The organism is Novosphingobium indicum, from assembly GCF_014645195.1.
GTDB lineage: Bacteria > Pseudomonadota > Alphaproteobacteria > Sphingomonadales > Sphingomonadaceae > Novosphingobium > Novosphingobium indicum.
In genome coordinates, this window is the sequence record NZ_BMLK01000010.1 from 107,552 (window position 1) to 132,140 (window position 24,589).

At 63.5% G+C, this 24,589-nt stretch carries 26 protein-coding genes; 13 read left to right on the forward strand and 13 right to left on the reverse strand.

Going from position 1 to position 24,589, the window contains the following annotated elements; genetic code table 11:
* Positions 1 to 2 precede the first annotated feature (2 nt).
* Both IEX64_RS12165 and IEX64_RS12170 read right to left on the reverse strand, forming a co-directional pair.
* The gene (locus IEX64_RS12165; protein WP_229710212.1) at positions 3 to 176 is read right to left on the reverse strand and encodes an excalibur calcium-binding domain-containing protein; all 174 of its coding nucleotides are present in this window, start codon (positions 174 to 176) and stop codon (positions 3 to 5) included.
* 343 nt (positions 177 to 519) lie between these two features.
* Entirely contained in the window at positions 520 to 762 is a 243-nt protein-coding gene (locus IEX64_RS12170; protein ID WP_188819941.1) for a helix-turn-helix domain-containing protein, read from the reverse strand.
* Between the two features lie 125 nt (positions 763 to 887).
* Here IEX64_RS12170 and IEX64_RS12175 point away from each other — a divergent pair, with 125 nt between their 5' ends.
* The 8 genes from IEX64_RS12175 (at position 888) to IEX64_RS12210 (ending at position 12,073) form a co-directional block, all read left to right on the forward strand.
* Positions 888 to 1,328, forward strand: coding sequence for a hypothetical protein (locus tag IEX64_RS12175; RefSeq protein WP_188819942.1), 441 nt, complete (start codon positions 888 to 890; stop codon positions 1,326 to 1,328).
* Between the two features lie 2 nt (positions 1,329 to 1,330).
* Entirely contained in the window at positions 1,331 to 2,002 is a 672-nt protein-coding gene (locus IEX64_RS12180; RefSeq protein ID WP_188819943.1) for a hypothetical protein, read from the forward strand.
* A 45-nt stretch (positions 2,003 to 2,047) separates the two neighbouring features.
* Positions 2,048 to 2,533 (forward strand): hypothetical protein, encoded by a 486-nt coding sequence (locus IEX64_RS12185; RefSeq protein WP_188819944.1) that lies wholly within the window; start codon positions 2,048 to 2,050, stop codon positions 2,531 to 2,533.
* A 439-nt stretch (positions 2,534 to 2,972) separates the two neighbouring features.
* Entirely contained in the window at positions 2,973 to 5,231 is a 2,259-nt protein-coding gene (locus IEX64_RS12190) for an acyl-CoA dehydrogenase (protein WP_188819945.1), read from the forward strand.
* A gap of 23 nt (positions 5,232 to 5,254) precedes the next feature.
* A complete protein-coding gene (locus tag IEX64_RS12195) occupies positions 5,255 to 6,490 on the forward strand; it encodes an acetyl-CoA C-acetyltransferase (RefSeq protein WP_229710230.1) in 1,236 nt (411 codons plus the stop codon).
* An 11-nt stretch (positions 6,491 to 6,501) separates the two neighbouring features.
* A complete protein-coding gene (locus tag IEX64_RS12200) occupies positions 6,502 to 8,574 on the forward strand; it encodes a 3-hydroxyacyl-CoA dehydrogenase NAD-binding domain-containing protein (protein WP_229710214.1) in 2,073 nt (690 codons plus the stop codon).
* Positions 8,553 to 10,430 (forward strand): acetyl-CoA hydrolase/transferase C-terminal domain-containing protein, encoded by a 1,878-nt coding sequence (locus IEX64_RS12205; RefSeq protein ID WP_229710215.1) that lies wholly within the window; start codon positions 8,553 to 8,555, stop codon positions 10,428 to 10,430. Before IEX64_RS12200 ends, IEX64_RS12205 begins: the two co-directional genes overlap by 22 nt.
* 119 nt (positions 10,431 to 10,549) lie before the next feature.
* Positions 10,550 to 12,073 (forward strand): catalase, encoded by a 1,524-nt coding sequence (locus IEX64_RS12210; protein WP_188819947.1) that lies wholly within the window; start codon positions 10,550 to 10,552, stop codon positions 12,071 to 12,073.
* Between the two features lie 250 nt (positions 12,074 to 12,323).
* On the opposite strand, the gene IEX64_RS12215 is transcribed toward IEX64_RS12210, so the two are convergent.
* On the reverse strand, positions 12,324 to 12,530 hold the full coding sequence (locus IEX64_RS12215; RefSeq protein WP_188819948.1) for an SDR family NAD(P)-dependent oxidoreductase: 207 nt from the start codon (positions 12,528 to 12,530) through the stop codon (positions 12,324 to 12,326).
* 102 nt (positions 12,531 to 12,632) lie between these two features.
* A complete protein-coding gene (locus IEX64_RS12220) occupies positions 12,633 to 13,007 on the reverse strand; it encodes a UrcA family protein (RefSeq protein WP_188819949.1) in 375 nt (124 codons plus the stop codon).
* A gap of 242 nt (positions 13,008 to 13,249) precedes the next feature.
* Between IEX64_RS12220 and IEX64_RS12225 the strand changes: the two genes are divergently transcribed.
* The 3 genes from IEX64_RS12225 (at position 13,250) to IEX64_RS12235 (ending at position 17,375) form a co-directional block, all read left to right on the forward strand.
* Positions 13,250 to 14,734: an AMP-binding protein gene (locus IEX64_RS12225; protein WP_188819950.1), complete on the forward strand. Its 1,485-nt coding sequence runs from the start codon at positions 13,250 to 13,252 to the stop codon at positions 14,732 to 14,734.
* A gap of 122 nt (positions 14,735 to 14,856) precedes the next feature.
* A complete protein-coding gene (locus tag IEX64_RS12230) occupies positions 14,857 to 16,158 on the forward strand; it encodes a sugar MFS transporter (protein WP_188819951.1) in 1,302 nt (433 codons plus the stop codon).
* Positions 16,159 to 16,301: 143 nt separating this feature from the next.
* Positions 16,302 to 17,375 carry a tyrosine-protein phosphatase gene (locus IEX64_RS12235; protein WP_188819952.1) on the forward strand — a complete coding sequence of 358 codons (1,074 nt, stop codon included), beginning with the start codon at positions 16,302 to 16,304 and terminating at the stop codon, positions 17,373 to 17,375.
* A 7-nt stretch (positions 17,376 to 17,382) separates the two neighbouring features.
* Here the strand turns inward: IEX64_RS12235 and IEX64_RS12240 are convergent, their stop codons facing one another.
* The gene (locus tag IEX64_RS12240; RefSeq protein ID WP_188819953.1) at positions 17,383 to 17,616 is read right to left on the reverse strand and encodes a hypothetical protein; all 234 of its coding nucleotides are present in this window, start codon (positions 17,614 to 17,616) and stop codon (positions 17,383 to 17,385) included.
* Positions 17,617 to 17,818: 202 nt separating this feature from the next.
* Between IEX64_RS12240 and IEX64_RS12245 the strand changes: the two genes are divergently transcribed.
* Together IEX64_RS12245 and IEX64_RS12250 are read left to right on the forward strand one after the other, a co-directional pair.
* A complete protein-coding gene (locus IEX64_RS12245) occupies positions 17,819 to 18,109 on the forward strand; it encodes a PilZ domain-containing protein (protein ID WP_229710216.1) in 291 nt (96 codons plus the stop codon).
* A gap of 189 nt (positions 18,110 to 18,298) precedes the next feature.
* Complete coding sequence (locus IEX64_RS12250; RefSeq protein WP_229710217.1) at positions 18,299 to 19,549, forward strand: MFS transporter; 1,251 nt, start codon at positions 18,299 to 18,301, stop codon at positions 19,547 to 19,549.
* Positions 19,550 to 19,561: 12 nt separating this feature from the next.
* Here the strand turns inward: IEX64_RS12250 and IEX64_RS12255 are convergent, their stop codons facing one another.
* From IEX64_RS12255 to IEX64_RS12290, 8 genes are all read right to left on the reverse strand, one after another.
* A complete protein-coding gene (locus tag IEX64_RS12255) occupies positions 19,562 to 20,356 on the reverse strand; it encodes an NUDIX hydrolase (protein WP_188819955.1) in 795 nt (264 codons plus the stop codon).
* Between the two features lie 360 nt (positions 20,357 to 20,716).
* A complete protein-coding gene (gene grxD, locus IEX64_RS12260; protein WP_188819956.1) occupies positions 20,717 to 21,046 on the reverse strand; it encodes a Grx4 family monothiol glutaredoxin in 330 nt (109 codons plus the stop codon).
* 31 nt (positions 21,047 to 21,077) lie between these two features.
* Positions 21,078 to 21,311: a BolA family protein gene (locus tag IEX64_RS12265; RefSeq protein ID WP_039281238.1), complete on the reverse strand. Its 234-nt coding sequence runs from the start codon at positions 21,309 to 21,311 to the stop codon at positions 21,078 to 21,080.
* A 56-nt stretch (positions 21,312 to 21,367) separates the two neighbouring features.
* Positions 21,368 to 21,691: a DUF1476 domain-containing protein gene (locus IEX64_RS12270; RefSeq protein ID WP_188819957.1), complete on the reverse strand. Its 324-nt coding sequence runs from the start codon at positions 21,689 to 21,691 to the stop codon at positions 21,368 to 21,370.
* 166 nt (positions 21,692 to 21,857) lie between these two features.
* Positions 21,858 to 22,460 (reverse strand): 3-isopropylmalate dehydratase small subunit, encoded by a 603-nt coding sequence (gene leuD / locus IEX64_RS12275; protein ID WP_188819958.1) that lies wholly within the window; start codon positions 22,458 to 22,460, stop codon positions 21,858 to 21,860.
* Positions 22,460 to 22,630, reverse strand: a complete 171-nt coding sequence (locus IEX64_RS12280) for a hypothetical protein (protein WP_188819959.1) — start codon at positions 22,628 to 22,630, stop codon at positions 22,460 to 22,462. Before IEX64_RS12280 ends, leuD begins: the two co-directional genes overlap by 1 nt.
* 5 nt (positions 22,631 to 22,635) lie before the next feature.
* Positions 22,636 to 24,069, reverse strand: coding sequence for a 3-isopropylmalate dehydratase large subunit (gene leuC, locus IEX64_RS12285; protein WP_188819960.1), 1,434 nt, complete (start codon positions 24,067 to 24,069; stop codon positions 22,636 to 22,638).
* A gap of 83 nt (positions 24,070 to 24,152) precedes the next feature.
* Positions 24,153 to 24,581, reverse strand: a complete 429-nt coding sequence (locus IEX64_RS12290; protein WP_188819961.1) for a hypothetical protein — start codon at positions 24,579 to 24,581, stop codon at positions 24,153 to 24,155.
* Between the last annotated feature and the right edge of the window lie 8 nt (positions 24,582 to 24,589).

A 24,589-nucleotide genomic window follows, 5' to 3' on the forward strand; every position in this document is an offset into this window, starting at 1 on the left:
GCTCACATGCCCGGGTAAGGTTCGCAGGCGATCCCGTCGCCATCGCCATCCATGCCTTCGCGGTAGCCCGGTTCGCCATAGTACAGCGGGGCGACGCCTGCCGCCCGGGCGGCATCGCAGTTGCGGTAGTAGGCACCGGGTTGAGGGGTGTTTGCCCGCATTAAGCCTGCGGACACTGCGACCGTCTTCGCAGCGTCCGACGCTGTGGAGACGCCCTCATCGCTGACTGCAACACTGCCTATCCCGATGACGGCCCCCGCCAATGCCGCCCCGGTCAGGACACGTGAGTATTGCGACCGTTGCTGGTCCGCCCGCCGTCCTCGATAGCGTCGTCCTTCCTTTATCGGGACTGCTCGAAATGGCTTTTTGAAAGTCATGGGCCTAGCCTAGCCCACTTGAGTTAAGGGACCGTTCCGAGCCGAGAAAATCACCTATGCTTGCCGCACTGCTACTGGCGCAGCCTCCGCTGAAATGCCTTAGCAGTGTGATCGCCATCGCTATAGTGGCCGCCGAGAGGGCCTATTTCGTTTCGGAAGGCTTGGGCAGGTCTTCAAACAGGGCTGCAACCGGAACTTCCAACGCTATGGCGATCTGGGCTGCGGCTCGGATCGTCGGATTGCGTCCAGAGCCTCGCTCGATGCCTGAAATGTACGTGCGATGCACATTGGCGAGGTCGGCCAGCGCCTCCTGAGACATGTCTTTTGCTCGGCGTATGCGACGCACGTTCTTCCCGAACACAATGCAGATGTCTGGCTGGACCATGTGTTCATTGAGCGTGCCTCTCCGTCACTATCCACATTCCCAAACAGTCATTTTGAATACTAATCGTAACATTTGCTTTGGACTTGGCCGGTAGTCTCGGGGAAACAGCCAAGAAGGGGCTTTGAATGATTGAGGTAGTGAACAGGCTGGGCTTCCCGGTCATGGCGTTGATGTTCGGAATGACAGTCACTGCGTGCTCCGAAGGCGGCAGTGAGCCAGTTCCCGTCGATACGCGCACTCCGCTTGAACGAGCGGAAGCGAAAATCGCACCAGATGCTGTCATGCTGATGGACAAGGCCGACTACAGCAAGACCTATGCGAAGCTCGGCGCGGATCAGTTCAACCGGGCCAATAACCTGACCCGATGGGCCGCTGTCGCTGCCGCCGAAGCGCCGAACTGCGAACGGGTCGAGTTGATCGGCCTTTCGGACCAGTCCACGCGCACGGAGCTTCAGTGGTACGTTGATTGCCCGAACGATGTCAGGGTCAACATCTACCAGTCTCATGCCGAAGATCGCCAGAAGGCGTATGGCGGTGCGACCGAGGAAAATCCGAAGGGAGAATGACGATGGAAACGTTCTTCATGCTCTTGTTCGGCTGCTTCGTTGTCGCGCTATGTGCCGCGCCCTTTGTTGTGCCTGTCCTCATCTACGCGCACGGCCAGCAGAAGAAGATGGAGGGCACCTTGAGCGCCCTGCCAAACTTCGCGCCAGCCCTGCGGATGAACCAGCCCGACTTCGCGGCATCACTCCTGCTTGATCCGGAAAGCAACCAATTCGCAATTGGCAGGGTGAAGGCTCCCGCACGCCTGTATGCGTTCGAGCAACTTGTTGCAGTCGAAGTCGAACGAGATGGTTCTACACTCGACCGCACAAATCGCGGCGGCCAGCTAATGGGGGCTGCGGTGGGTGGCGTGCTCTTTGGTGGTCTGGGGGCCGTTGTGGGCGGCCTGTCGGGCTCGAAGCGGCGGGAAGAGCGCATCAAGCGCCTCTCCCTGAAACTGTACACCAATGATCTCCACGAGCCGGTGCAGGAGATCGTGTTCTTCAATCACCATGCCGGGGTGCAACCGGGTGCACCGGAGGTTAAGAAGGCCGCCGCCTCGCTCGATGCTTGGTATGCCCGGTTCCGGACGATCTTGGCTGCGAACGCCAAGCCGCAAGCGGCGATTTCCGAGCCTACGCCGGTCCAGTCACAGCCGACATTCGGTAGGCGGCGCGGGCTGTTGGCGGAAGCCTGATCTTGCGGCACTATGGGGGGAGTTGGTTGAAGATCGGAGTGTCAGATGCCGTTTTCTCGTGGCGGGCTTGAGCGGGCCGGATTTGGCGGCTGGGTGAGGTTCGCGGGTATCCGGTCGGCTATCGACATCCCCCGAGAAGGTGGCGTCTATGTCGTTTGTCGGTCTGCGACCTTGGCCCCGGTCTTCAATGACGTGAGTTGTGGCGGATGGTTCAAAGGGAAAGACCCGTCCGTTACCTCGAACGATCTCGCAGACAACTGGGTGGACGGCGCGGCGTGCGTCTACATCGGCCAGTCTGGAAACCTGCAACGCCGCCTGCGCGAGTTCGCCGACTTCGGAGCAGGCAAGCCGATAGGTCATTGGGGAGGTCGCCTGATCTGGCACCTGCATGACCACCCCGAACTCGTAGTGGCTTGGAAGGCGACCCCGGGTGAACTCCCCAAGGCTGTAGAGAGCCAACTGATCCAGCAGTTCCGTGCCGTTTATGGAAAGCCGCCGTTCGCGAATGATTCCCATCGTCTCGGGCGTTGAACGATCTGGTACTTGCACCGGAAATGAAAGGCGCGGAGAGGCCGCGACAACCGGGTCTTCAGACTATCGACCGCACGCCAGCGCGCGGTTTTCCTCGTCAGATGTTCTTTTTGGGGACCGCCCCAAGGCCATAAAATCTGGGTGGTACTCGCCACCGATTTGGTCCTAAACTCGGTCCTGAAGTGTCAAGCTGGGTGTTCAGAAAATGACGAAAAAGCGTGCATTGCGGCCTATGGCGCGCCGCCCTGCCGGGCGCGCCATTTCCGAAAATGGGGAACCCGGTAAAGCTCGCACTGAGACAGTGGACCAGGCTCGAGCGGGCTGGGGAAAAGGAGCCCCCTTTTTTGAAGGAAGAGGCTGGCGTGGAGGAACCAGAGACGGGAACCGGTCATTAGTGTTCTGAAGGACCTTTCCGCTCTGGACCCGAGAAGCATACATCATGTTCAAATCCCTGCGTCGCCGCATCGTTACCCGTCCGATCTTCCGCTGGGCTCGAGGTAGCTTGCCCTCGCTGTCGTCGACCGAGCGTGAAGCGATGGAGGCCGGGGATGTCTGGTGGGACGCAGAGCTGTTCTCCGGCGCGCCGGACTGGAAGGCCATGCAGGCTATGGCCGCGCCTTCGCTTACAGCCGAAGAGCAGGCGTTTCTCGATGGACCGGTGGCAGAGCTGTGCGATCGGCTCGACGACTGGCGCATTGCCGCCATCGACATGGACCTGCCTCCCGACATCTGGGATTTCCTGAAGCGCGAGAAGTTTTTCGGGATGATCATTCCCAAGGCGCATGGCGGCCTCGGCTTCAGCGCCTATGCGCACAGTGAAGTGGTCAAGCGCATTTCGACGCGGTCGGTCACGGCGGCTGTCACGGTCATGGTGCCCAACTCGCTGGGGCCGGGCGAGCTTCTGCTGCAGTTCGGTACCGATGAGCAGAAGCAGCACTGGCTGCCGCGCCTTGCCGATGGCAGCGAAATCCCCTGTTTCGCGCTTACCAGCGAAGAGGCGGGGTCCGATGCCTCGGCCATGGTGGATAGCGGCATAGTCTGCCGCCGCATGGTGGACGGGCGCGAGCAGCTTGGCATCAGCCTGACGTTCTCCAAGCGCTACATCACGCTGGCGCCCATCGCGACGGTGCTGGGGCTGGCGTTCAAGCTGCGCGATCCGGATCATCTGCTTTCCGATGAGGAAGATCGCGGCATCACTGTCGCGCTCGTGCCTACCGACACGCCCAACCTGCAGCATGGTCGGCGCCACCTGCCTTCGATGCAGGCGTTCCAGAACGGCCCGGTGTCGGGCGAGGACGTCTTCGTGCCGATCGAGTCGATCATCGGCGGGCAGGAGCAGATCGGGCAGGGCTGGAAAATGCTCATGGCGGCGCTGGCGGCCGGGCGCGGCATTTCGCTGCCCTCGCTCGCCACCGCAGCAGCTTGCCTCGGGGCAAGGGCAACCGGTGCCTATGCGCGGGTGCGCGAGCAGTTCGGCATTCCGGTCGGCAAGTTCGAGGGCGTGAAGGAGCGTCTCGGTCGTCTCGCCGGCACCGCCTATCTGCTGGAATCGGCGCGGCGCTTTACCTGCGCCGGGATCGATCAGGGCCACCACCCCTCCATCGTCTCGGCCATCATGAAGTACCACGCCACCGACCGCATGCGCGAGGCGGTGAACGACACCATGGATGTGCATGGCGGCAAGACGATCATCGACGGGCCGCTCAACTGGTTCGGCAGTGTCTATCGCTCGGTGCCGGTGGGCATCACCGTGGAGGGCGCGAATATCGTCACGCGCAGCCTGATCATCTTCGGGCAGGGTGCGACGCGCGATCACCCCTATCTCATCGACGAGATGGCCGCGCTCAGCAGCGACGACGAGGAGGGCCTTGCCGCCTTCGATGATGTTGTCTGGAAGCACGCGGCGCACATCATGGGCAATCTGGCCCGTTCGATGACCTCTGCGTGGTCGGGAGGCGCGTTCGCCAGCGCGCCCAAGGCCGGGCCGGTCAAGCGCTACTACAAGCAGATGTCGCGCTACAGCGCCGCGCTTGCCACGGCGGCGGAAGGCGCGCTGATTGCCATCGGTGGCGGGCTCAAGCGCAAGGAAGCGGTGTCGGCGCGCTATGGCGACATTCTCGCCGAACTCTATCTGCTCAGCGCCGTGCTCAAGCGCTGGCAGGACGACGGCTGCCTCAACGAAGATCTGCCGCTGGTGGAATGGGCCTGCGAAACCGGGTTCTCGCGGATCGAGGACCGCTTCGATGCGATCTTCGTCAACTTCCCGGTGCCTGTGCTCGACAAGGTGCTGCGCGCCGTGACCCTGCCGTTCCGCAGTCACCCGCGCGGTCCGACAGACGAATGCATTTTCGCCTGCGCCGATGCCATCCTGAAGAGCGGAGCGCAGCGCGACCGCATTGCCTGCGGCGTGCATGAAGGCCCGCCCGATGCCTCGCTTTCGAAACTCGAAGTCGCGCTCGATCTCGTCGAGAAAATCCAACCCCTGCGCGATCGTCGCCGCAAGCTGGGCGCGGATGCGCTCAACGAAGCCGAGAAGCAGGCGCTGGCCGCTGCTGAAGAAGCAGTCGCGGCCGTGATTGCCGTGGACGATTTCGATCCCGACGAACTGACCGGCGTTCTCGCCGGACGCCGCAAAATGGAAGAGGAGCAGAAGCCATCGCTCGATCAGCCCGCTCGCAAGCCCGTCCCGTCCATGTAGTCGACGGGTCACGCTCCCCCTTCATCAAGGCGCGGGGCAAGCCCGGACCGTTCAGCCCCGCCGATCTCGCCGTGCAGTGCGGCCGCCCGCTGCTCATGCGTCAGCCCTTTGCGCCCGATGCTTTCGATCAGGTGATCGTCGGCTGCGCGAACCAGATTGCGGGCGAAATGAACGTCGCACGCGTGGCCGCGCTGCGGCTCGGGTGCGGTGAGCAGATGCCCGCCTGGACAGTGCACCGCAATTGCGGCTCCGGCATGCAGTCGCTCGACGATGCCTTTCGCGCGATTGCCCATGGCGACATGGACATGGTGCTCGCCGGCGGCACCGAAGCGCTCAGCCGCGCGCCGCTGATCCTTGCCAATGACGCCACCGAATGGCTCGCCGAGTTCCAGATGGCAAAGACGCCCGGCCAGACGGTCAAGGCGCTGACGCAGTTCGAACTGGGTTTTCTCTCGCCCGAAATCGGGCTGAAGCAGGGCCTCACCGATCCCTTCACGGGCATGTCGATGGGGCAGACCGCCGAAGAACTCGCCCACCGGTTCGGCATCACCCGCTGGCAGGCGGACGACTATGCGCTCGAAAGCCACCGCCGGTTGGCGAAAGCGCAGGAAGAAGGCTGGCTGGAAGGCGAAGTCGAACCGATGTTCGCGCCCGACGGCACCGTCTACGACCATGACGATGGCGTGCGCCCCGACAGCACCATCGAGGCGCTGGGCAAGCTCAAGCCGGTGTTCGAAACTTACGGCGATGTGACCGCGGGTAACGCCAGCCAGGTAACCGACGGCGCATGCTGGATCATCCTGGCGTCGGACGAGGCGGTATCGCGCCACGGGCTGACGCCGCTGGCGACCATTCGTGACAGCGAATGGGCTGCGCTCGATCCCAGGGTCATGGGACTGGGGCCAGTGCTCGCTTCCTCCCCGCTGATGACGCGCGCCGGGCTGTCGCTCGACGATATCGACCTCTGGGAAATCAACGAGGCCTTCTCCGCGCAGGTCCTCGCCTGCCTCGAGGCGTTCGCGGACGCCGATTTCTGCCGCGAGGTGCTCGGGCTGGATGCGCCGGTGGGATCGATCGACCGCGCGCGCCTCAACATCGATGGCGGCGCCGTCAGTCTCGGTCACCCGGTCGGGACCAGCGGCACCCGCATCGTTCTCCACCTCGTCAACGCGCTCCGGCGCACGGGAGGCAAGCGCGGCATCGCCACCGAGTGCATTGGCGGCGGGCAGGGCGGCGCCATGCTGGTGGAGGTTGCGTGATGGATATGACGATGAAAACCGTACAGGAATTTCTCGGCCCCGAGCCAATGACCGGTATCGACGGCGAACGCGGTCGGCACTGGATCCGTCACGAAGACGGCGACCGGCTGTGGCTGGTGCTCGACCGGCAGGAGGTTTCCACCAACACTTTCAACGAGGAGGTCTTCCGCGAACTCAATGTGCTGCTGGCACATGCCGAGCAGGAGAAATGGAAGGCGATTGTCTTCCGCTCTGCCAAGCCGAACGGCTTTGCAGCGGGCGCGGACCTGTCCGAGTTCCGGGGTGTGGAGCCGAGCGCCGAACTCGAGGCGCGCATTGCCGAAGCGAATGCCGTTATCGACCGTATCGCCGCGCTCGATGTCACGACGATAGCGGTTGTGCACGGCACCTGCGTCGGCGGCGGACTGGAACTGGCGCTTGCCTGCGACCGGATCATCGCGCGCGACGATGCGAAATTCGGTTTTCCCGAAGTGCTTGTCGGCCTGCACCCCGGCCTTGGCGGCACGGCGAGGCTCACCCACCGTATCCAGCCCATCGAAGCGATGACGCTGATGCTGACCGGCAAGACCGTCGATGCCCGCAAGGGCCGCTCTCTGGGCTTCGTCGATGCCGTGGTGCCCGAACGCGACGTCGGCAAGGCCGTCGATGAAGCCGTGGCCGGGCGCATGGAGCGGCGTGGGGGCGGGCGTACGGGCGATGCGCTCAATCTCTACCCCGCGCGCAAGGCGGCTGCCTACCAGATGCGCAACGAAACCGAGAAGCGCGCGCCGGCCGAGCACTATCCGGCCCCGCAGGCGCTGATCGACCTGTGGGAGAAGCATGGCGGTTCCGAAGAGGACATGCTGCAGGCCGAGCGCCAGTCGTTCGCGAAGCTTCTGCCGCTGCCGGTGACGCAGAACCTCATCCGCGCCTTCTTTCTGCGCGACACGCTCAAGGGCAACGGCAAGGGCACCTCGGGCATCGCCCACGTCCATGTCGTCGGTGCCGGCACCATGGGCGCCGAGATCGGCGCGTGGTGTGCGCTCAAGGGCATGCGCGTAACGATCGAGGACCCGCAGGTCGCCGCGCTCGGCAGGGCGGTGGCGGGCGCACACAAGCTGATCAACCGCAAGCTGCACGGTCCCGAGGCGCTGCATGCGCGCGACCGCTTCATTCCCGATACCAACGGCGTGGGCCTGCGCCATGCCGATCTGGTGATCGAGGCGGCGCCGGAAAAGCCGGAGCTCAAGCGCTCGATCTATGCGCGTCTGGAAAAGGAAGTGCGCCCCGACACGGTCATCGCCACGAATACTTCCAGCCTCGATCTGGCGGCCCTGTTCGAAGGGCTCGCCAAGCCGGACCGGTTCGTGGGGATCCATTTCTTCAACCCGGTCTGGAAGCTCGATCTGGTCGAGGTGGTGCGCCATGATGGCGTGGACGAAGATGTCTATTCCAAGGCGCTGCGCTTGGTCGCTGATATCGGCAAGCTGCCGCTGCCGGTGAAGGCTGCGCCCGGCTTCCTCGTCAACCGTGCACTGATGCCCTACCTCGGCGAGGCGCTGCTGATGATCGACGAGGGCGAGCAGCCCGAGCGCATCGATGCCGCCGCCGAAGCTTTCGGCATGCCCGTGGGCCCGGTGGAACTGGCCGATCAGGTCGGTCTCGATATCTGCCTCGCCGTGGCGGATTCGCTGGCCGAGAGTCTCGAACGGCCGATGCCGCCGGTGCCGCAATGGCTGCGCGCGAAGGTCGAGGCCGGACACCTCGGCCGCAAGACGGGCAAGGGGCTCTACGACTACGATTCCGACAACAAGCCGAAGAAGGACAAGGTCAAGCAAGCGCCCGACAAGGCCATGCGCGACCGGATGCTTTTGCCCATGCTCGATGCCGTGGCGGCCACACTGGAAGCGGGTGTCGTGCCCGATGCGGACAGTGCGGATGCGGCGATGATCTTCGGCACCGGCTTCGCGCCGTTCCGCGGCGGTCCGATGCACTACGCCAAGGAGCGCGGCTATGCGGATGTGGCCGCGACCATGGAGAAGCTGGTGCTCGTCCACGGCCCGCGTTTCACGCCGAGCCGCTGGTGGCAGAGGGCGCACGATTGACGCACCGCTTTGCCAATGCGGACGACATGGCCCGGTGGATCGTCGGCGAGGTCGGCCATGACCTGCGCATGGCCCTGCCGCTCGGCATCGGCAAGGGCACCCATATCGCCAATGCCCTCTACGCCCTGGTTCAGGAAGACAGGTCCATCGAGCTCGACATCTTCACCGCGCTGACGCTGGAACGGCCGCATGCCTCTTCGGAGCTGGAGGGGAGGTTTCTGGAGCCGTTCGCCGACCGGCATTTCGCCGGTTACGTCGAGCTCGACTATGCCCGGGACCTGCGCGCGAAGCGCTTGCCGGACAATGTGCATGTCACCGAATTCTTCCTCAATTCGGCCGTCTGGCTGTCCACGCCGCAAGTCCAGCAGGCCTATGTCAGCGTGAACTACAGCGCTGCGGCGCGCGATGTGATCCTGGCGCGCCCGATCAATGTTCTGGCGCAGCTCGTGGCCGTGGACGAAAGCGGCCCAACGCCGCGCTACAGCCTTGCCTCAAACCCCGATGTGACGCTTGATATCCTGCCTGAACTGGAAGCCCGCCGCGGCAATGGCGCACCGTTTCTGTTCGTCGCGCAGGTCAACCGCGACATGCCGTTCATGCCCGGCACCGCCGAGATCGACGTCAGCCGCTTCGATGCCGTGCTGGACGACCCCTCGGTGGAATTCCCGGTCTTTGCCGCCCCGCGCCGTCCGGTTTCGACGGCGGAATATGTGGCGGGCCTCCATGCTGCCAGTCTGGTCAAGGATGGTGGCACGCTGCAGATCGGCATCGGCTCTCTCGGCGATGCAGTAACCTACGCCTTGATCCTGAGGCACAGGCACAATGCCCTGTTCCGCAGCCTCATGGGTTCGCTGACCGACGAACCGCGCGAAACCGAGCCGTTCGAGCAAGGTCTCTACGGCGCCAGCGAGATGTTCGTCGACGGCTTCCTCGAACTCTACGATGCCGGCATCCTCAAGCGCCGCTCGCAGGCCGGCCCGGTGCTGCATGCGGCGTTTTTCGTCGGCTCGCGCGGCTTCTACGACCGTCTGAAGGCTATGCCCGAGGAGAAGCGTGCCGACTTCGACATGACTGCCGTCTCCTTCACCAATGCGCTCTACGGCGACGAGCCGCAAAAGCGCGCAGACCGCGTCCATGCGCGCTTCATCAACAATGCGATGAAGGCCGATGTGCTGGGCGCGGCGCAGTCGGACACACTGGGCGATGGCCGCGTGGTCAGCGGTGTGGGCGGGCAGCACGATTTCGTCGAGCAGGCGATCGCGCTGCGTGGCGCGAACTCGATCCTCATGCTCAACGCCACCCGCACCAAGGACGATGCGGTGGAATCGAACGTGGTCTGGCAGCTCGATCGCACTACGATCCCGCGCCACATGCGCGATGTGATCATCACCGAATATGGCGTGGCCCGCCTGAAAGGCGCCAACGATGCGGATTGCATTCGGCGCATGAGCGCCATCACCGACGCGCGCTTTGCCGCCGATCTTGCCGAAAGGAGCGAAAAGGCCGGCAAGGTCGGGCCAATCGACAAGACGGCCTGGCAGGCCAATACCCCAGAGCGTCTCGAGGCCGTTTTGGCCGATGCGCGAAGCAAGGGATTCTTCCCCGACTTCCCGTTCGGGAGCGACTTTACCGAGGAGGAGCAGACGGCTCTTCGCGCGCTCGGCAAGCTCAAAGAGAAAGGCAATGCAAAGGGCGCTCTGGCCCGGACTGCGCTTGCAGGCCTCGGCTATCGTCTTGATGCGAAAGAAGCTGCCGCACTGGGCCGTTTGGGGCTTGGAACCGGCGCTGCGGACCGCGTTTACCGATTGCTCCTCGCGGGTGCCTGGAAAGAGGTCGGTCCGGCCAAACGAGGCTGAGTTGCTGCCAAGTCAGGTGGCCGCCCACCACCCTACCAAATGCCCTTCGATCGGGAACATGCGGCGCGTCCGTTCGCTTGCTTCTCAAAGCCCAAGTTCCCGATTTGAGAGGTAACATCATGACCACCGACAAGACTGTCCCACCGACGACCACCGATGCCGGAATTCGCGCGCCGAGCGACGAGCATTCGCTCACGGTCGGCCGCGACGGTCCGATCGTCCTCCACGATCACTACCTCATCGAGCAGATGGCCAACTTCAACCGCGAGCGCATCCCCGAGCGCCAGCCCCATGCCAAGGGCAGCGGTGCTTTCGGTCATTTCGAAGTGACCAACGATGTGAGCAGCTACACCAAGGCCAAGATGTTCCAGCCCGGCAAGAAGACCGACATGATCGCGCGCTTCTCAACCGTGGCCGGCGAACGGGGGAGCCCCGACACGTGGCGCGATCCGCGCGGCTTTGCGTTGAAGTTCTATACCGAGGACGGGAACTTCGACATGGTCGGCAACAACACCCCGGTGTTCTTCATTCGCGATCCGATGAAGTTCCAGCACTTCATTCGCTCGCAGAAGCGCCGGCAGGACAACGGCCTGCGCGACCATGACATGCAGTGGGATTTCTGGACGCTCTCACCGGAAAGCGCGCACCAGGTCACCTGGCTGATGGGCGATCGCGGCATCCCCAAGAGCTGGCGCATGATGAATGGCTACTCCAGCCACACCTACATGCTGATCAACGCGCAGGGCGAGAAGTTCTGGGTCAAGTTCCACTTCAAGACCGATCTCGGCAACGACTTCTTCACCCAGGAAGAGGCCGACAAGATGGCCGGCGCGGACAGCGACTACCACCGGCGGGACCTGTTCAACGCGATCAAGGAAGGCAACTTCCCGAGCTGGACCCTGAAGTGGCAGATCATGCCCTACGAGGATGCCAAGACCTACCGCATCAACCCGTTCGACCTGACCAAAGTCTGGCCGCATGAAGACTATCCGTTGATCGAAGTGGGCAAGATGACGCTCACGCGCAATCCGACCGATTTCCATACCGAGATCGAGCAGGCCGCGTTCGAGCCCAACAACATGGTCCCCGGCATCGGCCTTTCGCCCGACAAGATGCTGTTGGCCCGCGGATTTTCCTATTCGGATGCGCACCGCGCGCGTCTCGGCGTCAATTACAGGCACATCCCGGTGAACAAGCCGGTCTGTCCGGTGCACAGCTACAGCAAGGACGGCGCCATGCGGACCGAGAACGCGACCGATCCGGTATATGCGCCCAACTCCTATGGCGGTCCTGCCGCGCAGCCCGATCCGGGCGGCGAAGCCGGACTGTGGTACGCGGATGGCGACATGGTGCGCGAGGCTTACACTTTGCGCGAAGACGACGATGACTTCAGCCAGCCGCGCGCCCTCATTCGCGATGTCATGGACGACGCGGCGCGCGATCGCCTCGTCAACAATATCGTCGGTCACCTTTGCGACGGGGTCAGCGAGAAGGTGCTGCAGCGGGCCTTCGAGTACTGGCGTCAGATCGACGAGGAAACCGGCAATAAGGTCGAGCAGGGCGTCCGTGAAAAGCTGGGCGGCGCGTCCCCGCATCCGGGGCTGGGATCGGCTGAGGCCATCCGGAAGAACGAGGCCGTCTAACGGACTTCAAACCTCTTGGAGCCGCCCGGTCGCCCGGGCGGCTCCAATGTACCGATTGGACCTGCCCGCCGTCGATGCGGTAGTTAGCGCCGTTCGCGAAAGCCGGGCGCGGGCTCGCGAGAAAAGCGACGAGCCCGCCGATGTCTTCCGGGCGGCCTGACTTGGTCGTAGTGCAATTGGTCCAGCGCCATGAACTGCGCTTTGCGTTCGTCCATCTCGTTGGATCATTCGAAGCGTCCCGCCATCTGCGTCAACGTGCGGTTCTCGAAGCCTTCGGTGCGCGTGCAGCCCGACTGACGGTGTTTGCGGTCACGCCGGTGCGGGCCAGTTCGGCGGAGAGCTTGACTGAAAAGTTGTTGAGGGCGGCCTTGGCGGCGCAATAGGCTGCTGCCGTCGGGGTCGGTTGCGCGCGGCCGCTGGAGATGTTGATCACGCTGCCCCAGCCGCGCTCGCGCACGTAAAGGCTTTCAGCTCAAAGGCTTGCGGCTCGGCAGTGAAAATCCAAGCTCCCGTGGCGGCGCTTTTCTGGCGCATCACGGGAGCCGGAGGTCACGCAATCTCAGAACGCGTTGGTTTCGAAATTGACGCTGCCGCGGCGTTGTTCCGCCATGGCGAGTTCGCGCCCTTTCTCTGCCGAGTTGCGGGCCTGGTTGAGGCAGCGTTGCCGATCATGAAAGGCTTCGATGCTCGGCTTTTCGGCCTTGCTGCAAAGCGTGTTGACGGCTTCGTTCAGACGACGGTCGAGTTCCGCCACCTGGCTTGGCTCCTGCAGGTCCAGATCGTTGTATTGGATTGCCGTCGTTTGCGTATCCCGCGCTTGTGCCGGAACGAATCCCGCGCAGGCGGTCAGTGCCGCGATCGCGGCAATGGCTGGCTTCATCATTGTGTTCTCTCCCGTTAACAACTGCACCGGAACAATCGCAGGGGCGGCCATGTTCTGTCTGGCTTCGTCCTCACGAGAGACGATTGGGCAAAACCCAAACGTACCCGAGCAGTGAACTCTGATTAGGGCTCGAGTCCACTAAACGCAATGCAAAGCGGCAAGTTTCCTGCGATTTTGCAGGTCTGGACGTTGGTCGAGCTTCTTTTCTGCTCGCGCGGCGGTTTGCCGCCCGAGCCGAAATCTCTTAACGACCTGTCGGCAGGGCTAAGACAGCATTTCGGGAGAAGCGATCAGTGTCAGGGGACCTCTATTCACGCTTTGCGCAGAGCTTCGAACGCTTCAGCGGCAGTGTCCTCGTCGAGGAAGGTACACGGACCTGGACCTACGGCGAGATCGCGGCGATGGCCGGGCGGTTGGCGGGCCGGCTGCAGACGCTGGGCGTCGCGGCAGGCGAGCGTGTGCTGGTGCAGACGGACAAGAGCGTCGAGACGCTGATCCTCTATTTCGCGACGATCCGGGCCGGTGCGATCTACCTGCCGCTCAATATCGACTACACCGAAAGCGAACTGGATTACTTCGCGACCGATGCAACGCCGGTGCTGGCTGTCTGCCGCGACCAGTCGGTCGATCTGTTCGGGCGGATCGGCGGCGGGACAATGCAGGTCACGACGCTGGCGCAGCTCCTTGCCGATCTGCCCGAAGCCGAAGCGCCGCCGGTTTCGCGCGCGAGCGACGATGTCGCGGCGATCCTCTATACCTCCGGCACGACGGGCAAGCCCAAGGGCGCGATGCTCACGCAGGCCAATCTGGCGTCCAATGGCGAGATGCTGGTCGATTTCTGGCGCTTCACGCCGCAAGACAGGCTGATCCACGCCCTGCCGATCTTTCATGTCCACGGCCTATTCATCGCCGTGCACTGTGTGCTGTTTTCCGGCGCATCGATGGTATTTCTGCCCAGGTTCGAGAGCGGCCGCGTGATCGAGCTGATGGCAGACAGCACGGTGCTGATGGGCGTGCCGACGTTCTACATCCGCCTGTTGGGCGATCCCGCTTTTACCCGCGAAAGCGCCGCCAACATGCGGTTGTTCATTTCCGGCTCGGCGCCGCTTTCAGCCGACATCCATCGCGCCTTCGAACAGCGCAGCGGGCACCGCGTGCTAGAACGCTACGGCATGACAGAGACCGGGATGCTGACGTCCAACCCCTATGACGGCGAGCGGCGGGCCGGCTTCGTCGGGCCGCCGCTGCCGGGCGTCTCGCTGCGCATCGCCGAGTTCGAGACGGGAAAGGTCCTGCCGCAGGGCGAAGTCGGCATTGTCGAGGTCAAAGGGCCCAATGTCTTCAAGGGCTATTGGCAAATGCCGGAAAAGACCGCCGCCGAGTTCCGCCCCGACGGTTATTTCATCACCGGGGACATGGGTTTCATCGATGCCGATGGCTATGTCCAGCTTGTCGGGCGCGAGAAGGACCTGATCATCTCGGGCGGGCTCAATGTCTATCCCGCCGAAGTGGAAGCGCTGCTCGACGACCGCGAGGACGTGGGCGAGGCCGCGGTGATCGGTGTGCCGCATCCCGACTTCGGCGAGGCCGTGGTTGCGGTGGTTCAGCCTGTCGGAGCCTTCGATGCCGACGCCGTGCGTGAGGAGCTGCGCAAGGATCTGGCAGCCTTCAAGGTGCCCAAGACGATCCTCACGATGGAATCGTTGCCACGCAACACGATGGGCAAGATCCAGAAGAAGCTGCTGCGCGAAAAGTACGCCGATCTTTTCGCAGGCTAAAGCCCCCGCCTGCTTTCTGTGCATACGTATAACCGGCTGTTTCGACAGGCTTGCGCAGCGCTGCCGATCCTCGCAAAAGCAGCCTTCCAGAAAGCAGGAATGTCGCGGGGAGGGGCACGGCCATGGCCGTCACGATAGATACGACGAGCACCACCGATCCCGACTTCGGCGAGGAAACCGCCGGCCAGCACGTCAACGCACCCGGCCTTCAATGGTTCGTCTTCGCGCTGTTCTTCATCTTCGGCGGCATCACTTCGCTCAACGACGTGATCATTCCCAAGCTGAAGGACCTGTTTACGCTCAACTACATGCAGGCGCTGTCGGTGCAGTCCGCCTTCTTCTTCGCCTATTTCGCCATCTCGATTCCCGGGGCGTGGCTGGTGAAGAAAGTGGGCTACATGCGCGGGGCCGCCTTCGGGCTGGTGACGATGATGGCGGGGTGTCTGCTGTTCATTCCGGCCTCCTCGAGCGCGAAGTTCGCTGTGTTCCTCTTTGCCCTGCTGATCCTCGCGAGCGGGATCACCATCGTGCAGGTGGTCGCCAATCCGCTGATTTCGCTGCTGGGGCCGCCGCGCACCGCGCATAGCCGGCTGACTTTCGCGCAGGCCTTCAATTCGCTGGGCACGACTGCGTTTCCCTATTTCGGCGCCGTGGTCATGCTCGGCAGTCTGGCCAAGATCGATGCATCGACGCTGACCGGTTCTGCGCTCGATGCCTACCGCGTGGCAGAGACGCGCGCGGTGGTGCATTCCTATCTCGGGCTGGCGGCGGCGCTGCTGGTCATTGCTGCCGCCGTCTGGTTCAACCGCAACCGGCTGAAGGGCGAGAACCATGGCGACGGTTCGATCCTGCGCAGTTTCGACCTGCTGGGACGGGCCCGTTTCGGCTTCGGCGCGATCAGTCTGTTCCTTTATGTCGGGGCGGAAGTCGCGCTGGGCTCTCTCATCGTCAACTATCTGGAGCAGTCGCGCGTTCTGGGGCTGAACGAGCAGGACGCGGGCAAGATGATCCCGCTCTACTGGGGCGGGGCCTTGATCGGGCGTCTTATCGGATCGGCCGTGCTGCGCTTCGTCAGTCCGGGCAAGGTTCTGGCCTTCAACGCCCTTGGCGCGATCGCGCTGCTGGCGATTTCAACGCATACCTCCGGCGCGGTTTCGGGCTACAGCTATCTCGCTATCGGCCTGATGAACTCGATCATGTTTCCGACCATCTTCAGCCTCGCCTGCGAAGGGCTCGGCAAGCGGGCGGCGGATGGGTCCGGCGTGATCTGCGTGATGATTGCGGGCGGCGCTGTGGTGCCGCCACTGACGGGGCACATTGCCGACCTTTCGGGCAGTCTGGCCATGGCCATGGCGCTACCTGCCCTGTGCTACGCCGTGATCGCCACCTTCGGCTGGTATGCGCGTAGACCCGCCGAAGGCTGATCAGGCTTCGCATTCCCATGGAGATCGCGGCGGCGGCAAGCGCGCGGGGAGTCTCGCCAGCGTAAAGGTGGGCCGCTAGACAGGCTGCCGATTGCACGGGCCCGTCTGGCAGGGTCGAGATGCCGATGGGAGAACACAGACCGATGCGCACCCGCACCGCCCTTTCCGGAGTCCTCGCCCTTTTCGTCTTCACCGCGTCGAGTGCGGAGGCCGAACTGGCGACGGTGACGCGGCTCGATGCCGGGCAGGTCGAACTCGACCGTGGTGATGACGCGCCGGTATCGGTCTGGCTCAGCACCGATACGAATCTCGATTCGTCCGACAATCTGGTCGCGAAAGCGACCAAGGCCGAGAAGCTGGCGGTTGATCTGCCCGAAGGAAAGCGCGCGTATCTGCTGCTGCAGGGCGCGGACGGAAACGTCCATGTGGTGGCAGAGCGTGTCCTGCCACTGCAGCAGGGCAGCAACTTTCGCGACATCGGTGGCTATGTGACGAAGGATGGCGAAGTCGTGCGCTGGGGCAAGGTGTACCGGTCCGGCGCCCAGCCGCTGTTGACCGACGCGGACCTTGCTCTGGTCGATCAGCTCGATATCGGCACCGTCGTCGACCTGCGTTCGCTGGAAGAGCGCCAGATCAATCCCGACACCATCGATGACCGCGAAGGCGCGCTGTTCGTCTCCAACGACTATAGCATGAAAGCGCTGATGGGGCCGATGATGGCGCGCAAGGGAGAGCACATCTACGAAGGAATGGAGAAGCTCCTCGCGCCGCAGTACCGCTCGCTCTACCGCCGCATCATGGCCGAAGGCGATGGGGACGATGAAGGCGCGGTTCTCTATCACTGCTCGGCCGGTCAGGACCGCACCGGTGTGGCCACCGCGCTGCTTTACGACATGCTCGGCGTCGATCGCGAGACGATCCTGGCAGACTATCACCTCTCGACCGACCTGCGCCGCCCCTATTGGGAAATGCCGCGGTTCGACGCGGCGGATTACCCCAACAATCCCATCGCGCAGCACTATGCCAAGGAATACGCCGACAAGGATACCAAAGCCAAGCCGCTGTATACACCGAGCGGGGAATCGCATCTGGCGCAGTTCTTCACATATCTGGATGCGACCTATGGCGGGTCGGCCGGTTACATGAAGCAGGTTCTGGGCTTCACCGATGCGGATCTGGCGAAGTTACGGTCGGTGATGTTGCAGCCCGCTGGCTGAGGGCGAGTCAGTCCTCGTTCTGCCGCTGGTCGGTCAACCGGCCGCTGGTCTTGCGAAGCATTACCTGGTTCCAGAATCGCGAATAGGACGCGAATGCGCGGCCTCTGCGCCGTGCACGTGCGCGGCGGCGGCGCTTTCTGCTGCGCTCGATCAGCGACCAGACGAGGATGCCGAGGGCAACAGCCACCATGCCGACCAGCACGAGGACGCCTAACGGACTTAACGTTTGCAGATGGAACACGGTAAATGTTCCTGGCTAGAGGTGCAGGTAGATGCTCGTATAGTGCAACTGCGTAAACTTTTTTGCAAGTGCGAGAACCTGCGGAAATACCGGTCAGTACCTAGGTATTAGCTAATTGTTTCAATCTGGCACTTTGTATCCGTTTGGGGTTTTAAGGCTTGATAAACCAGTTTCGGTCATATCCTGACTCATGACTCGCTCCATGCTCCCCCGACGTTCCGTCCGGCGGCCGGTGCTTTTGGCCGCGCAATGCCGCACGCAAGGCGGCCTGCGTGACAATGGCGAGATCTCCGACATTTCGGCCGAAGGGTGCTGCCTGCGCATGCGCGGCATCTATTTTCGTGTCGGCACGCGCATCGTCCTGCGACCGCAGGGCATGGAGAGCATGGCGGGCGTCGTGCGCTGGGTGAGCCGCGATCTCGCCGGTGTCGAGTTCGATCGCCCGATTTACGGTCCGATCGTCGATCACATCGTCTCGGCCCACGCGACATAGCCTTCAGGGGCGCTGACAGGCCCGCAATTCCTCATCCGCAAGATCCGATACGAAAAGTCGCTGCAGCGAATATCTGTTCAGCTATGCAAATTAGCGCTGGCCAAGCAGCACTTTCGGCATCAAGTTCTGCCTTTCGTATACAACCGGCGAAAAAGACCGGTGTGCCGAACCGTATCGGGAGAGACAGACTTGGCCCATTCCCTATCCCCAGCCGGGGACGCTCCGAACCATCCACTTGCTGTGCGCATGGGCGTTATCGCCGGTGTCTCGCACAATGTCGTCATTGGCACCGTCATGGGCTCATTCGGCCTCATGCTGGCCTCGGTCGAGCAACGGCTGGGCGTGAACGCCGAGGAGGCCGCCGTCGGCATTCCGCTGGTGCTGGTGGGCTCCTCGATCCTGGCGCCCTTCGTCGGGGTGCTGATTGCGCGCTTTTCCTTGCGGCTGCTGCTGCTGCTGGGCGGCTTGCTCACTGTTGGCGGATACTTCGTTCTCGCAACGACCAACAGCTATGCCTTCTACCTGATCGCCTATGGCCTGTGCTTCGGACCGGCGATGACGCTGGCCGGTTCGATCGGTCCGGCGACGCTGGTCACGCGATGGTTCCATAGCAACCGGGGATTGGCACTGGGCATCGTGCACCTGCCGATCGTCATCGCCATCGTACCGTGGGCGCTCGACAGGGCGCTGGGCAGCTATGCGCCGACAACAATCTATGCGGCTATCGGCACGATCTCGGCGATCCTCATGCTGCCGCTCATCATGCTGACCGTGGACCATCCGCCCAGCGCGGAAACGGTTGCGCCGGAGCCGGAAGACAAGCGCACGGCTGACGGGTCATTCTCCATCGGCCAGTTGCTCGCCCGTCCGCGCTTCTGGGCGCTGTGCCTTGCTGCCATCGCGAGCATGACGAGTTCGGTCCTGCTGGGCTCGCTGCTGGTGCCGATGGGGCTGTCCTGGGGCTTCAGCCGTCCCGACGCAGCGCTGATGCAGTCGATCATGTCGCTCGTCGGCATCGCCGGCTCGGTGCTCTTCGGCTGGGTTGCGGACAAGCTGGGTGGTGGCCGTTCGCTGGCGCTGATCGGGTTCAACTGCGCGATCCTTTGGCTGGTCCTGCTGCAGCATCCGCCCTTCGTGGTGACGACCATCATTGTCGGTCTGATCGGGATGCATGGCGCCGGTGCCGTGCCGACGCTCGGCCGCGGTCTTTCGGATACCTTCGGGCAGGCGAGCTACAGCCGTGGCTTCGGTTTGAATACGCTGATCGGGTTACCCTTCATAGCGCTCGCCGTGGTCGGCTCCGCACGCGTGTTCACGACCACGGGCAGCTACGACATCGCCATCGTGGCGATTGCGGCCTTCTTCGTGATCGCGGTTCTGCTTGGTCTGTATGGCGCGACTGGCCCCAAGGTTGAAGGTCCGGCTGCCGCTACCGCCTAGTGCGAGGCAGTCCTAGCCCCGGCGGGCCGTTGTCTTGCACTGGCCCAGCACGGGGTAACCGTGCCCGTCGGGAATGACGATCCATTCCCCGTCCTCGCGCTCCTCCGTACCCGGATGGACGCGGGAGACGGGATGGGCGGCGATGTTCGCCAGAGCGTCTTCGTAGCTGGCGAACTGGGCGAGCCGTTCGAGATTGCGGTGGGTGGGGAAGATTACGCTGATTTCGCCGCGCTCGGCCATTGCCAGGGCTTCAGCCGCACTGGCCCAGAACAGGCGAGTGTTTTCGGTCGCATCCACCGTGATGTCGACCGACCCGGTGCCGAGATCGGTCACGAAGAAGCGCGTATCGAAGGCCTTGTCCCACAGCGGGCACCAGTGTGCGTAGAGCGTCAGTGCCTCGGGTTCGAGCTCCCAGCCATAGTGATCGAGTACAGGCGCGAGCTTGCCGGTTTCCAGCAGCATGTCGCGCGCCGTGGCGGCCTCGGCAGCGCTGACGGGCGCGCGGGTCGCGATGACCAGTCCGGTCTCTTCCAGGGTCTCGCGGATGCCGGCAATACGGGCAGCGGCGATCTCCTCTGCCTCGTCCGGCATGAGTTTGCGCGCCAGTTCGCGATCGGCGTGATCGACGCGTCCGCCGGGGAATACGGCAGCACCGCCGGCGAAACGCATTTCGCGCGATCGCTGCACCATCAGCAGTTCCGGAGCGCCGCCGTCGGCAGCATGGCGAAATATCACGACAGTGGCGGCGGGGACGACCGCAGGCGCTTCCGGCGGCATCGGCAGGTGGGAAGGGGCGGTCAGAGGCATGGGAAGGCTGTTGCCTGCCTGCTGCCTGCAGGCAAGCGGAAATGTCGTGCCGCTACCGGCAAGGTCTTGTCGGATTGCTTTACAATTCAGGTAGTTGCCGCGCTGCTAGAGGAGAGCATTGTCACGGAAAACCTAGGAAAATCGAGTTTGGCACGCATCATGCTTATACTTTGGCGTACCCCAAAGCAGTCTCGATTGAGGCGGGGCCGATCCAGTCTCCCGGCCCCGCCTCCCCGAGCTTTCCTCTCAACATCGCCGGTATCGTTCCTCGGGCTTCACGCGCGGGCGACGGGCATGCAAAAGCCCGGACAGCTTGCGCTGACCGGGCTTTTGCAATGGCGGAAATGGTGGTGTGCGGGATCAGCCCTGAGCGGCGATTCCGGCATCGGTCATCAGCTGGTGGAGTTCACCGGCTTCGAACATTTCCATCATGATGTCGCTGCCGCCCACGAATTCGCCTTTCACGTAGAGCTGCGGGATGGTGGGCCAGTCGGAATAGACCTTGATGCCCTGGCGGATATCCATGTCCTGCAGCACGTCGACGCTCTCGTAGGGCACATTCATGTGCTCGAGCATCGCGACGGCGCGGCTGGAAAAGCCGCACTGCGGGAACAGCGGGGTTCCCTTCATGAACAGGACGATGTCGTTTTTGTTTACAATCTCGCCGATGCGGGTGTTGACGTCGGACATGGGTAGGGGGCCTTCTTGTGTGTTCCTGTCGTCAGTTGGGTACGGCGGTCGTGAGTTGCAAGGCGTGGAGTTCGCCGCCCATGCGTCCGCCCAGTGCTTCGTAGACCATCTTGTGCTGGGCTACGCGCGGCTTGCCGGCAAAGGCTGCCGAGACGACATGCGCCGCATAGTGGTCGCCGTCTCCGGCGAGGTCGGTGATCGATACCTGTGCATCGGGCAGGGCCGCGCGAATAAGGGATTCGATCTCGCTGGCGGGCATCGCCATGGCGCTTCTCCGGATCTAGTGTGGCAGGCCCGGCACGCGCCGGGCCCGAATTAGCCTCAGGCTTCGCCGAGGAAAGCGCGGCGCGCTTCGACCTGTTTGGCCTCGAGCGCGGCGCGCACTTCGGCTTCTGAGGTGTCGACGCCGGCGGCGGTGAGGTCGCCCAGCAGCTTGCGGATCACGTCTTCGTCACCCGCTTCCTCGAAATCGGCCTGAACCACGGCCTTGGCATAGGCTTCGGTTTCGGCCTGAGACAGCTTCATGCGTTCGGCAGCCCATTCGCCGACCAGGCGGTTGCGGCGGGCCTGAATGCGGAACTGCGTATCGGCATCGTGCGCGAACTTGGCTTCTTCAGCGCGTTCGCGGTCCTGAAAACTCGTCATCGAAAGTCCTCGACTGATTCGATCCCAGACGGTCTGGGGCCCCTTCTTCAATCAACCGCGATAAGGCGCGCGTTGATCCGGTTCAATCCCGATTCGCATGAAGGCAGCCTGCAATCGCTATCGCGGGGCGTGTGCTTCAGGTCCGGATTGCCCTTTGACGGGTGGTTCAGTTCACCGTCGCCGGGGTGCGCACCAAGAACGGCAGATCGGCTTTCGCCTTTGCCTCGTGCGCGCTGATCGCATCGCCTTGCGCCATCGTCAGGCCCACTTCGTCGAGCCCGTTCTCGAGGCAATGCTTGCGGAACGCGTCGATGTCGAACGTAAAGCGGTCCTGAAACGGCGTGGTGACAGTCTGCGTTTCCAGGTCGATGTCGATCGGATCGGTCTTCGCCACTTCCATCAGGCGGTCGATGGCCTCCTGCGGCAGCGCCACAGTGAGGATGCCGTTCTTGAAGGCATTGCCGGAGAAGATGTCCGAAAAGCTCGGCGCGATCACGCAGGTCACGCCCATGTCGAGCAGGGCCCAGGCAGCGTGCTCGCGCGACGACCCGCAACCGAAGTTGTCGCCCGCGATCAGAATCGGCGCGTCGGCGAACTCGGGGTCGGTGAAGACATTGCCCGGTTCCTTCTTCACGGCTTCGAAGGCGCCCTGGCCGAGGCCTTCGCGCGTGATCGTCTTGAGCCAGTGCGCGGGAATGATGACGTCGGTATCGACGTTCTTGCGGCCGAAAGGAATGGCGCGGCCGGCAACGTGGTTGATCGGTTGCATCAATCGGTCTCGGGTGCCTGTTCGGGGTGCGGCGGCTGTTCCTCGTTGGCGCGGGCCTTGCGGCGCTTCACGAAGAGCAGGGCGGCGGCAACGGCAGCAGAGCCGATGGCGGCACCGGCAGCGATTGCGGCCTTGCCGGCCAGCGAGGAATCTTCAGGTACGTCTGCCATGATCGTTATCCTACCAGTTCACGTACGTCGGTGAGCTTGCCGGTCACGGCTGCCGCAGCGGCCATGGCGGGGCTCATCAGATGGGTGCGGCTGCCGGGGCCCTGGCGCCCGGTGAAGTTGCGGTTGCTGGTCGAGGCGCAGCGCTCGCCCGGCGGGACCTTGTCCGGGTTCATCGCGAGGCAGGCCGAGCAGCCCGGCTCGCGCCATTCCAGACCGGCATCGGTTATGATCTTGTCGAGACCCTCAGCTTCGGCCTGTTCCTTCACGAGGCCGGAGCCGGGCACGACGATGGCCCACTTCACGTTGTCGGCCTTCTTGCGTCCCTTGAGCACTTCGGCGGCGGCGCGAATATCCTCGATGCGGCTGTTGGTGCACGAACCGATGAAGATATTCTCGACCTCGATGTCGGTCAGCTTGGTGCCGGGCGTCAGGCCCATGTAGTCGAGGCTGACCTTTACGGCGTCGCGCTTGGACGCATCGGCGAAATCTTCGGGGGCAGGGACCACGCCGCCGATGCCGGCCACGTCTTCGGGGCTGGTGCCCCAGGTCACGGTGGGCTGGATGTCCTCCGCGCGGATCGAGACCGACTTGTCGAAACTGGCGCCTTCGTCGGTTGCCAGGCTCTTCCACCAGGCAACGGCCTTGTCCCAGTCCTCGCCGGTCGGCGCATAGGGGCGGCCTTGGACGTAGTCGAACGTCCTCTGATCGGGCGCGACGAGGCCGGCGCGGGCGCCGCCCTCGATCGACATGTTACACACGGTGAGACGTCCTTCGATCGACATTTCCTCGAACACGTTGCCGCGATATTCCATCACGTAGCCGGTGCCGCCCGCAGTGCCGATCACGCCGATGATGTGCAGGATCACGTCCTTGGGCGTCACGCCGGCGCCGAGTTGGCCTTCGACGCGTACTTCCATGGTCTTCGACTGCTTGAGCAGCAAGGTCTGCGTCGCCAGCACGTGCTCGACCTCGGTCGTGCCGATGCCGAAGGCCAGTGCGCCGATGCCGCCGTGACAGGCGGTGTGGCTATCGCCGCAGACGATGGTCGCGCCGGGTAGCGAGAAACCCTGTTCAGGGCCGACGACATGGACGATGCCTTGTTCGCGGTCGGTCGCGTCGATGTAGCGGATGCCGAATTCTGGCGCGTTCTGGCGCAGAGCGGCGAGCTGCGTCGCGCTTTGCGGGTCGGCGATGGGCAGGATGTTGCCTTGCGCGTCCTTGCGTGCCGTGGTCGGCAGGTTGTGGTCGGGAACCGCGATCGTAAGGTCGGGGCGGCGCACCTTGCGGCCAGCCACGCGTAGGCCCTCGAAGGCCTGCGGGCTCGTCACTTCGTGGACGATATGCCGGTCGATATAGATGAGGCAGGTACCGTCGTCGCGGGTATCGACGACATGGGCGTCCCAGATCTTCTGGTACAAGGTGCGCGGGTTTGTGGTCATAACAGACGCGCGATTAGGCGCGCCCGCCCCGCAATTCAAGCGGTACGAGCGCGCCCTTTCACGCAATTATATGGTCTGGCAGGTCAACGGCGGTGTCCATTGCGGTCGTTGCCTTCCCTGTGAAGCGCTGCCTGAACCCGGTCGACCCTTGCCTGGAGCGTGCGCAATTCGCGGCTGTCCAGACCGCCTCGCGCATAGCTTGCATAAAGCCGTTGAATGCGGTCGGCATCGCGGCGCAGGCCCGCGGCTTCCCGCTGGGAGATCATCCGGCGGGAAGCCGCCCGGTCGATGTCACGGCGCAGATCGTTGATATCCGAACGGATAAGCGCGTTGCGCGAAGCGGTATAGCGGTTCTCTAGCCGGCGGCTGTCGGCATAGCGGCCGCGCTGGTCATTACGTGTCTGTTCGTACCGGCTCTTCTCGTGCGACGGCGCAGCCTGGGCGGGGGCGAACGCACCGAGGGCGAGCGTTGCGGCAAGGGCGGGGGCGATGATCTTGGTCAGGGTACGCATGGTCTTGA

What these genes read in the sequence shown, in the direction of transcription:
- IEX64_RS12200 (WP_229710214.1), top strand. Translation starts at nt 6,502, where the DNA reads ATGAAAACCGTACAGGAATTTCTCGGCCCCGAGCCAATGACCGGTATC.
- IEX64_RS12190 (WP_188819945.1), top strand. Translation starts at nt 2,973, where the DNA reads ATGTTCAAATCCCTGCGTCGCCGCATCGTTACCCGTCCGATCTTCCGC.
- leuD (WP_188819958.1), bottom strand. Translation starts at nt 22,460, where the DNA reads ATGCAACCGATCAACCACGTTGCCGGCCGCGCCATTCCTTTCGGCCGC.
- IEX64_RS12255 (WP_188819955.1), bottom strand. Translation starts at nt 20,356, where the DNA reads ATGCCTCTGACCGCCCCTTCCCACCTGCCGATGCCGCCGGAAGCGCCT.
- IEX64_RS12270 (WP_188819957.1), bottom strand. Translation starts at nt 21,691, where the DNA reads ATGACGAGTTTTCAGGACCGCGAACGCGCTGAAGAAGCCAAGTTCGCG.
- IEX64_RS12235 (WP_188819952.1), top strand. Translation starts at nt 16,302, where the DNA reads ATGCGCACCCGCACCGCCCTTTCCGGAGTCCTCGCCCTTTTCGTCTTC.
- IEX64_RS12290 (WP_188819961.1), bottom strand. Translation starts at nt 24,581, where the DNA reads ATGCGTACCCTGACCAAGATCATCGCCCCCGCCCTTGCCGCAACGCTC.
- IEX64_RS12265 (WP_039281238.1), bottom strand. Translation starts at nt 21,311, where the DNA reads ATGGCGATGCCCGCCAGCGAGATCGAATCCCTTATTCGCGCGGCCCTG.
- IEX64_RS12180 (WP_188819943.1), top strand. Translation starts at nt 1,331, where the DNA reads ATGGAAACGTTCTTCATGCTCTTGTTCGGCTGCTTCGTTGTCGCGCTA.
- IEX64_RS12245 (WP_229710216.1), top strand. Translation starts at nt 17,819, where the DNA reads ATGCTCCCCCGACGTTCCGTCCGGCGGCCGGTGCTTTTGGCCGCGCAA.
- IEX64_RS12280 (WP_188819959.1), bottom strand. Translation starts at nt 22,630, where the DNA reads ATGGCAGACGTACCTGAAGATTCCTCGCTGGCCGGCAAGGCCGCAATC.
- IEX64_RS12185 (WP_188819944.1), top strand. Translation starts at nt 2,048, where the DNA reads ATGCCGTTTTCTCGTGGCGGGCTTGAGCGGGCCGGATTTGGCGGCTGG.
- IEX64_RS12175 (WP_188819942.1), top strand. Translation starts at nt 888, where the DNA reads ATGATTGAGGTAGTGAACAGGCTGGGCTTCCCGGTCATGGCGTTGATG.
- leuC (WP_188819960.1), bottom strand. Translation starts at nt 24,069, where the DNA reads ATGACCACAAACCCGCGCACCTTGTACCAGAAGATCTGGGACGCCCAT.
- IEX64_RS12230 (WP_188819951.1), top strand. Translation starts at nt 14,857, where the DNA reads ATGGCCGTCACGATAGATACGACGAGCACCACCGATCCCGACTTCGGC.
- IEX64_RS12220 (WP_188819949.1), bottom strand. Translation starts at nt 13,007, where the DNA reads ATGGCCGCCCCTGCGATTGTTCCGGTGCAGTTGTTAACGGGAGAGAAC.
- grxD (WP_188819956.1), bottom strand. Translation starts at nt 21,046, where the DNA reads ATGTCCGACGTCAACACCCGCATCGGCGAGATTGTAAACAAAAACGAC.
- IEX64_RS12210 (WP_188819947.1), top strand. Translation starts at nt 10,550, where the DNA reads ATGACCACCGACAAGACTGTCCCACCGACGACCACCGATGCCGGAATT.
- IEX64_RS12170 (WP_188819941.1), bottom strand. Translation starts at nt 762, where the DNA reads ATGGTCCAGCCAGACATCTGCATTGTGTTCGGGAAGAACGTGCGTCGC.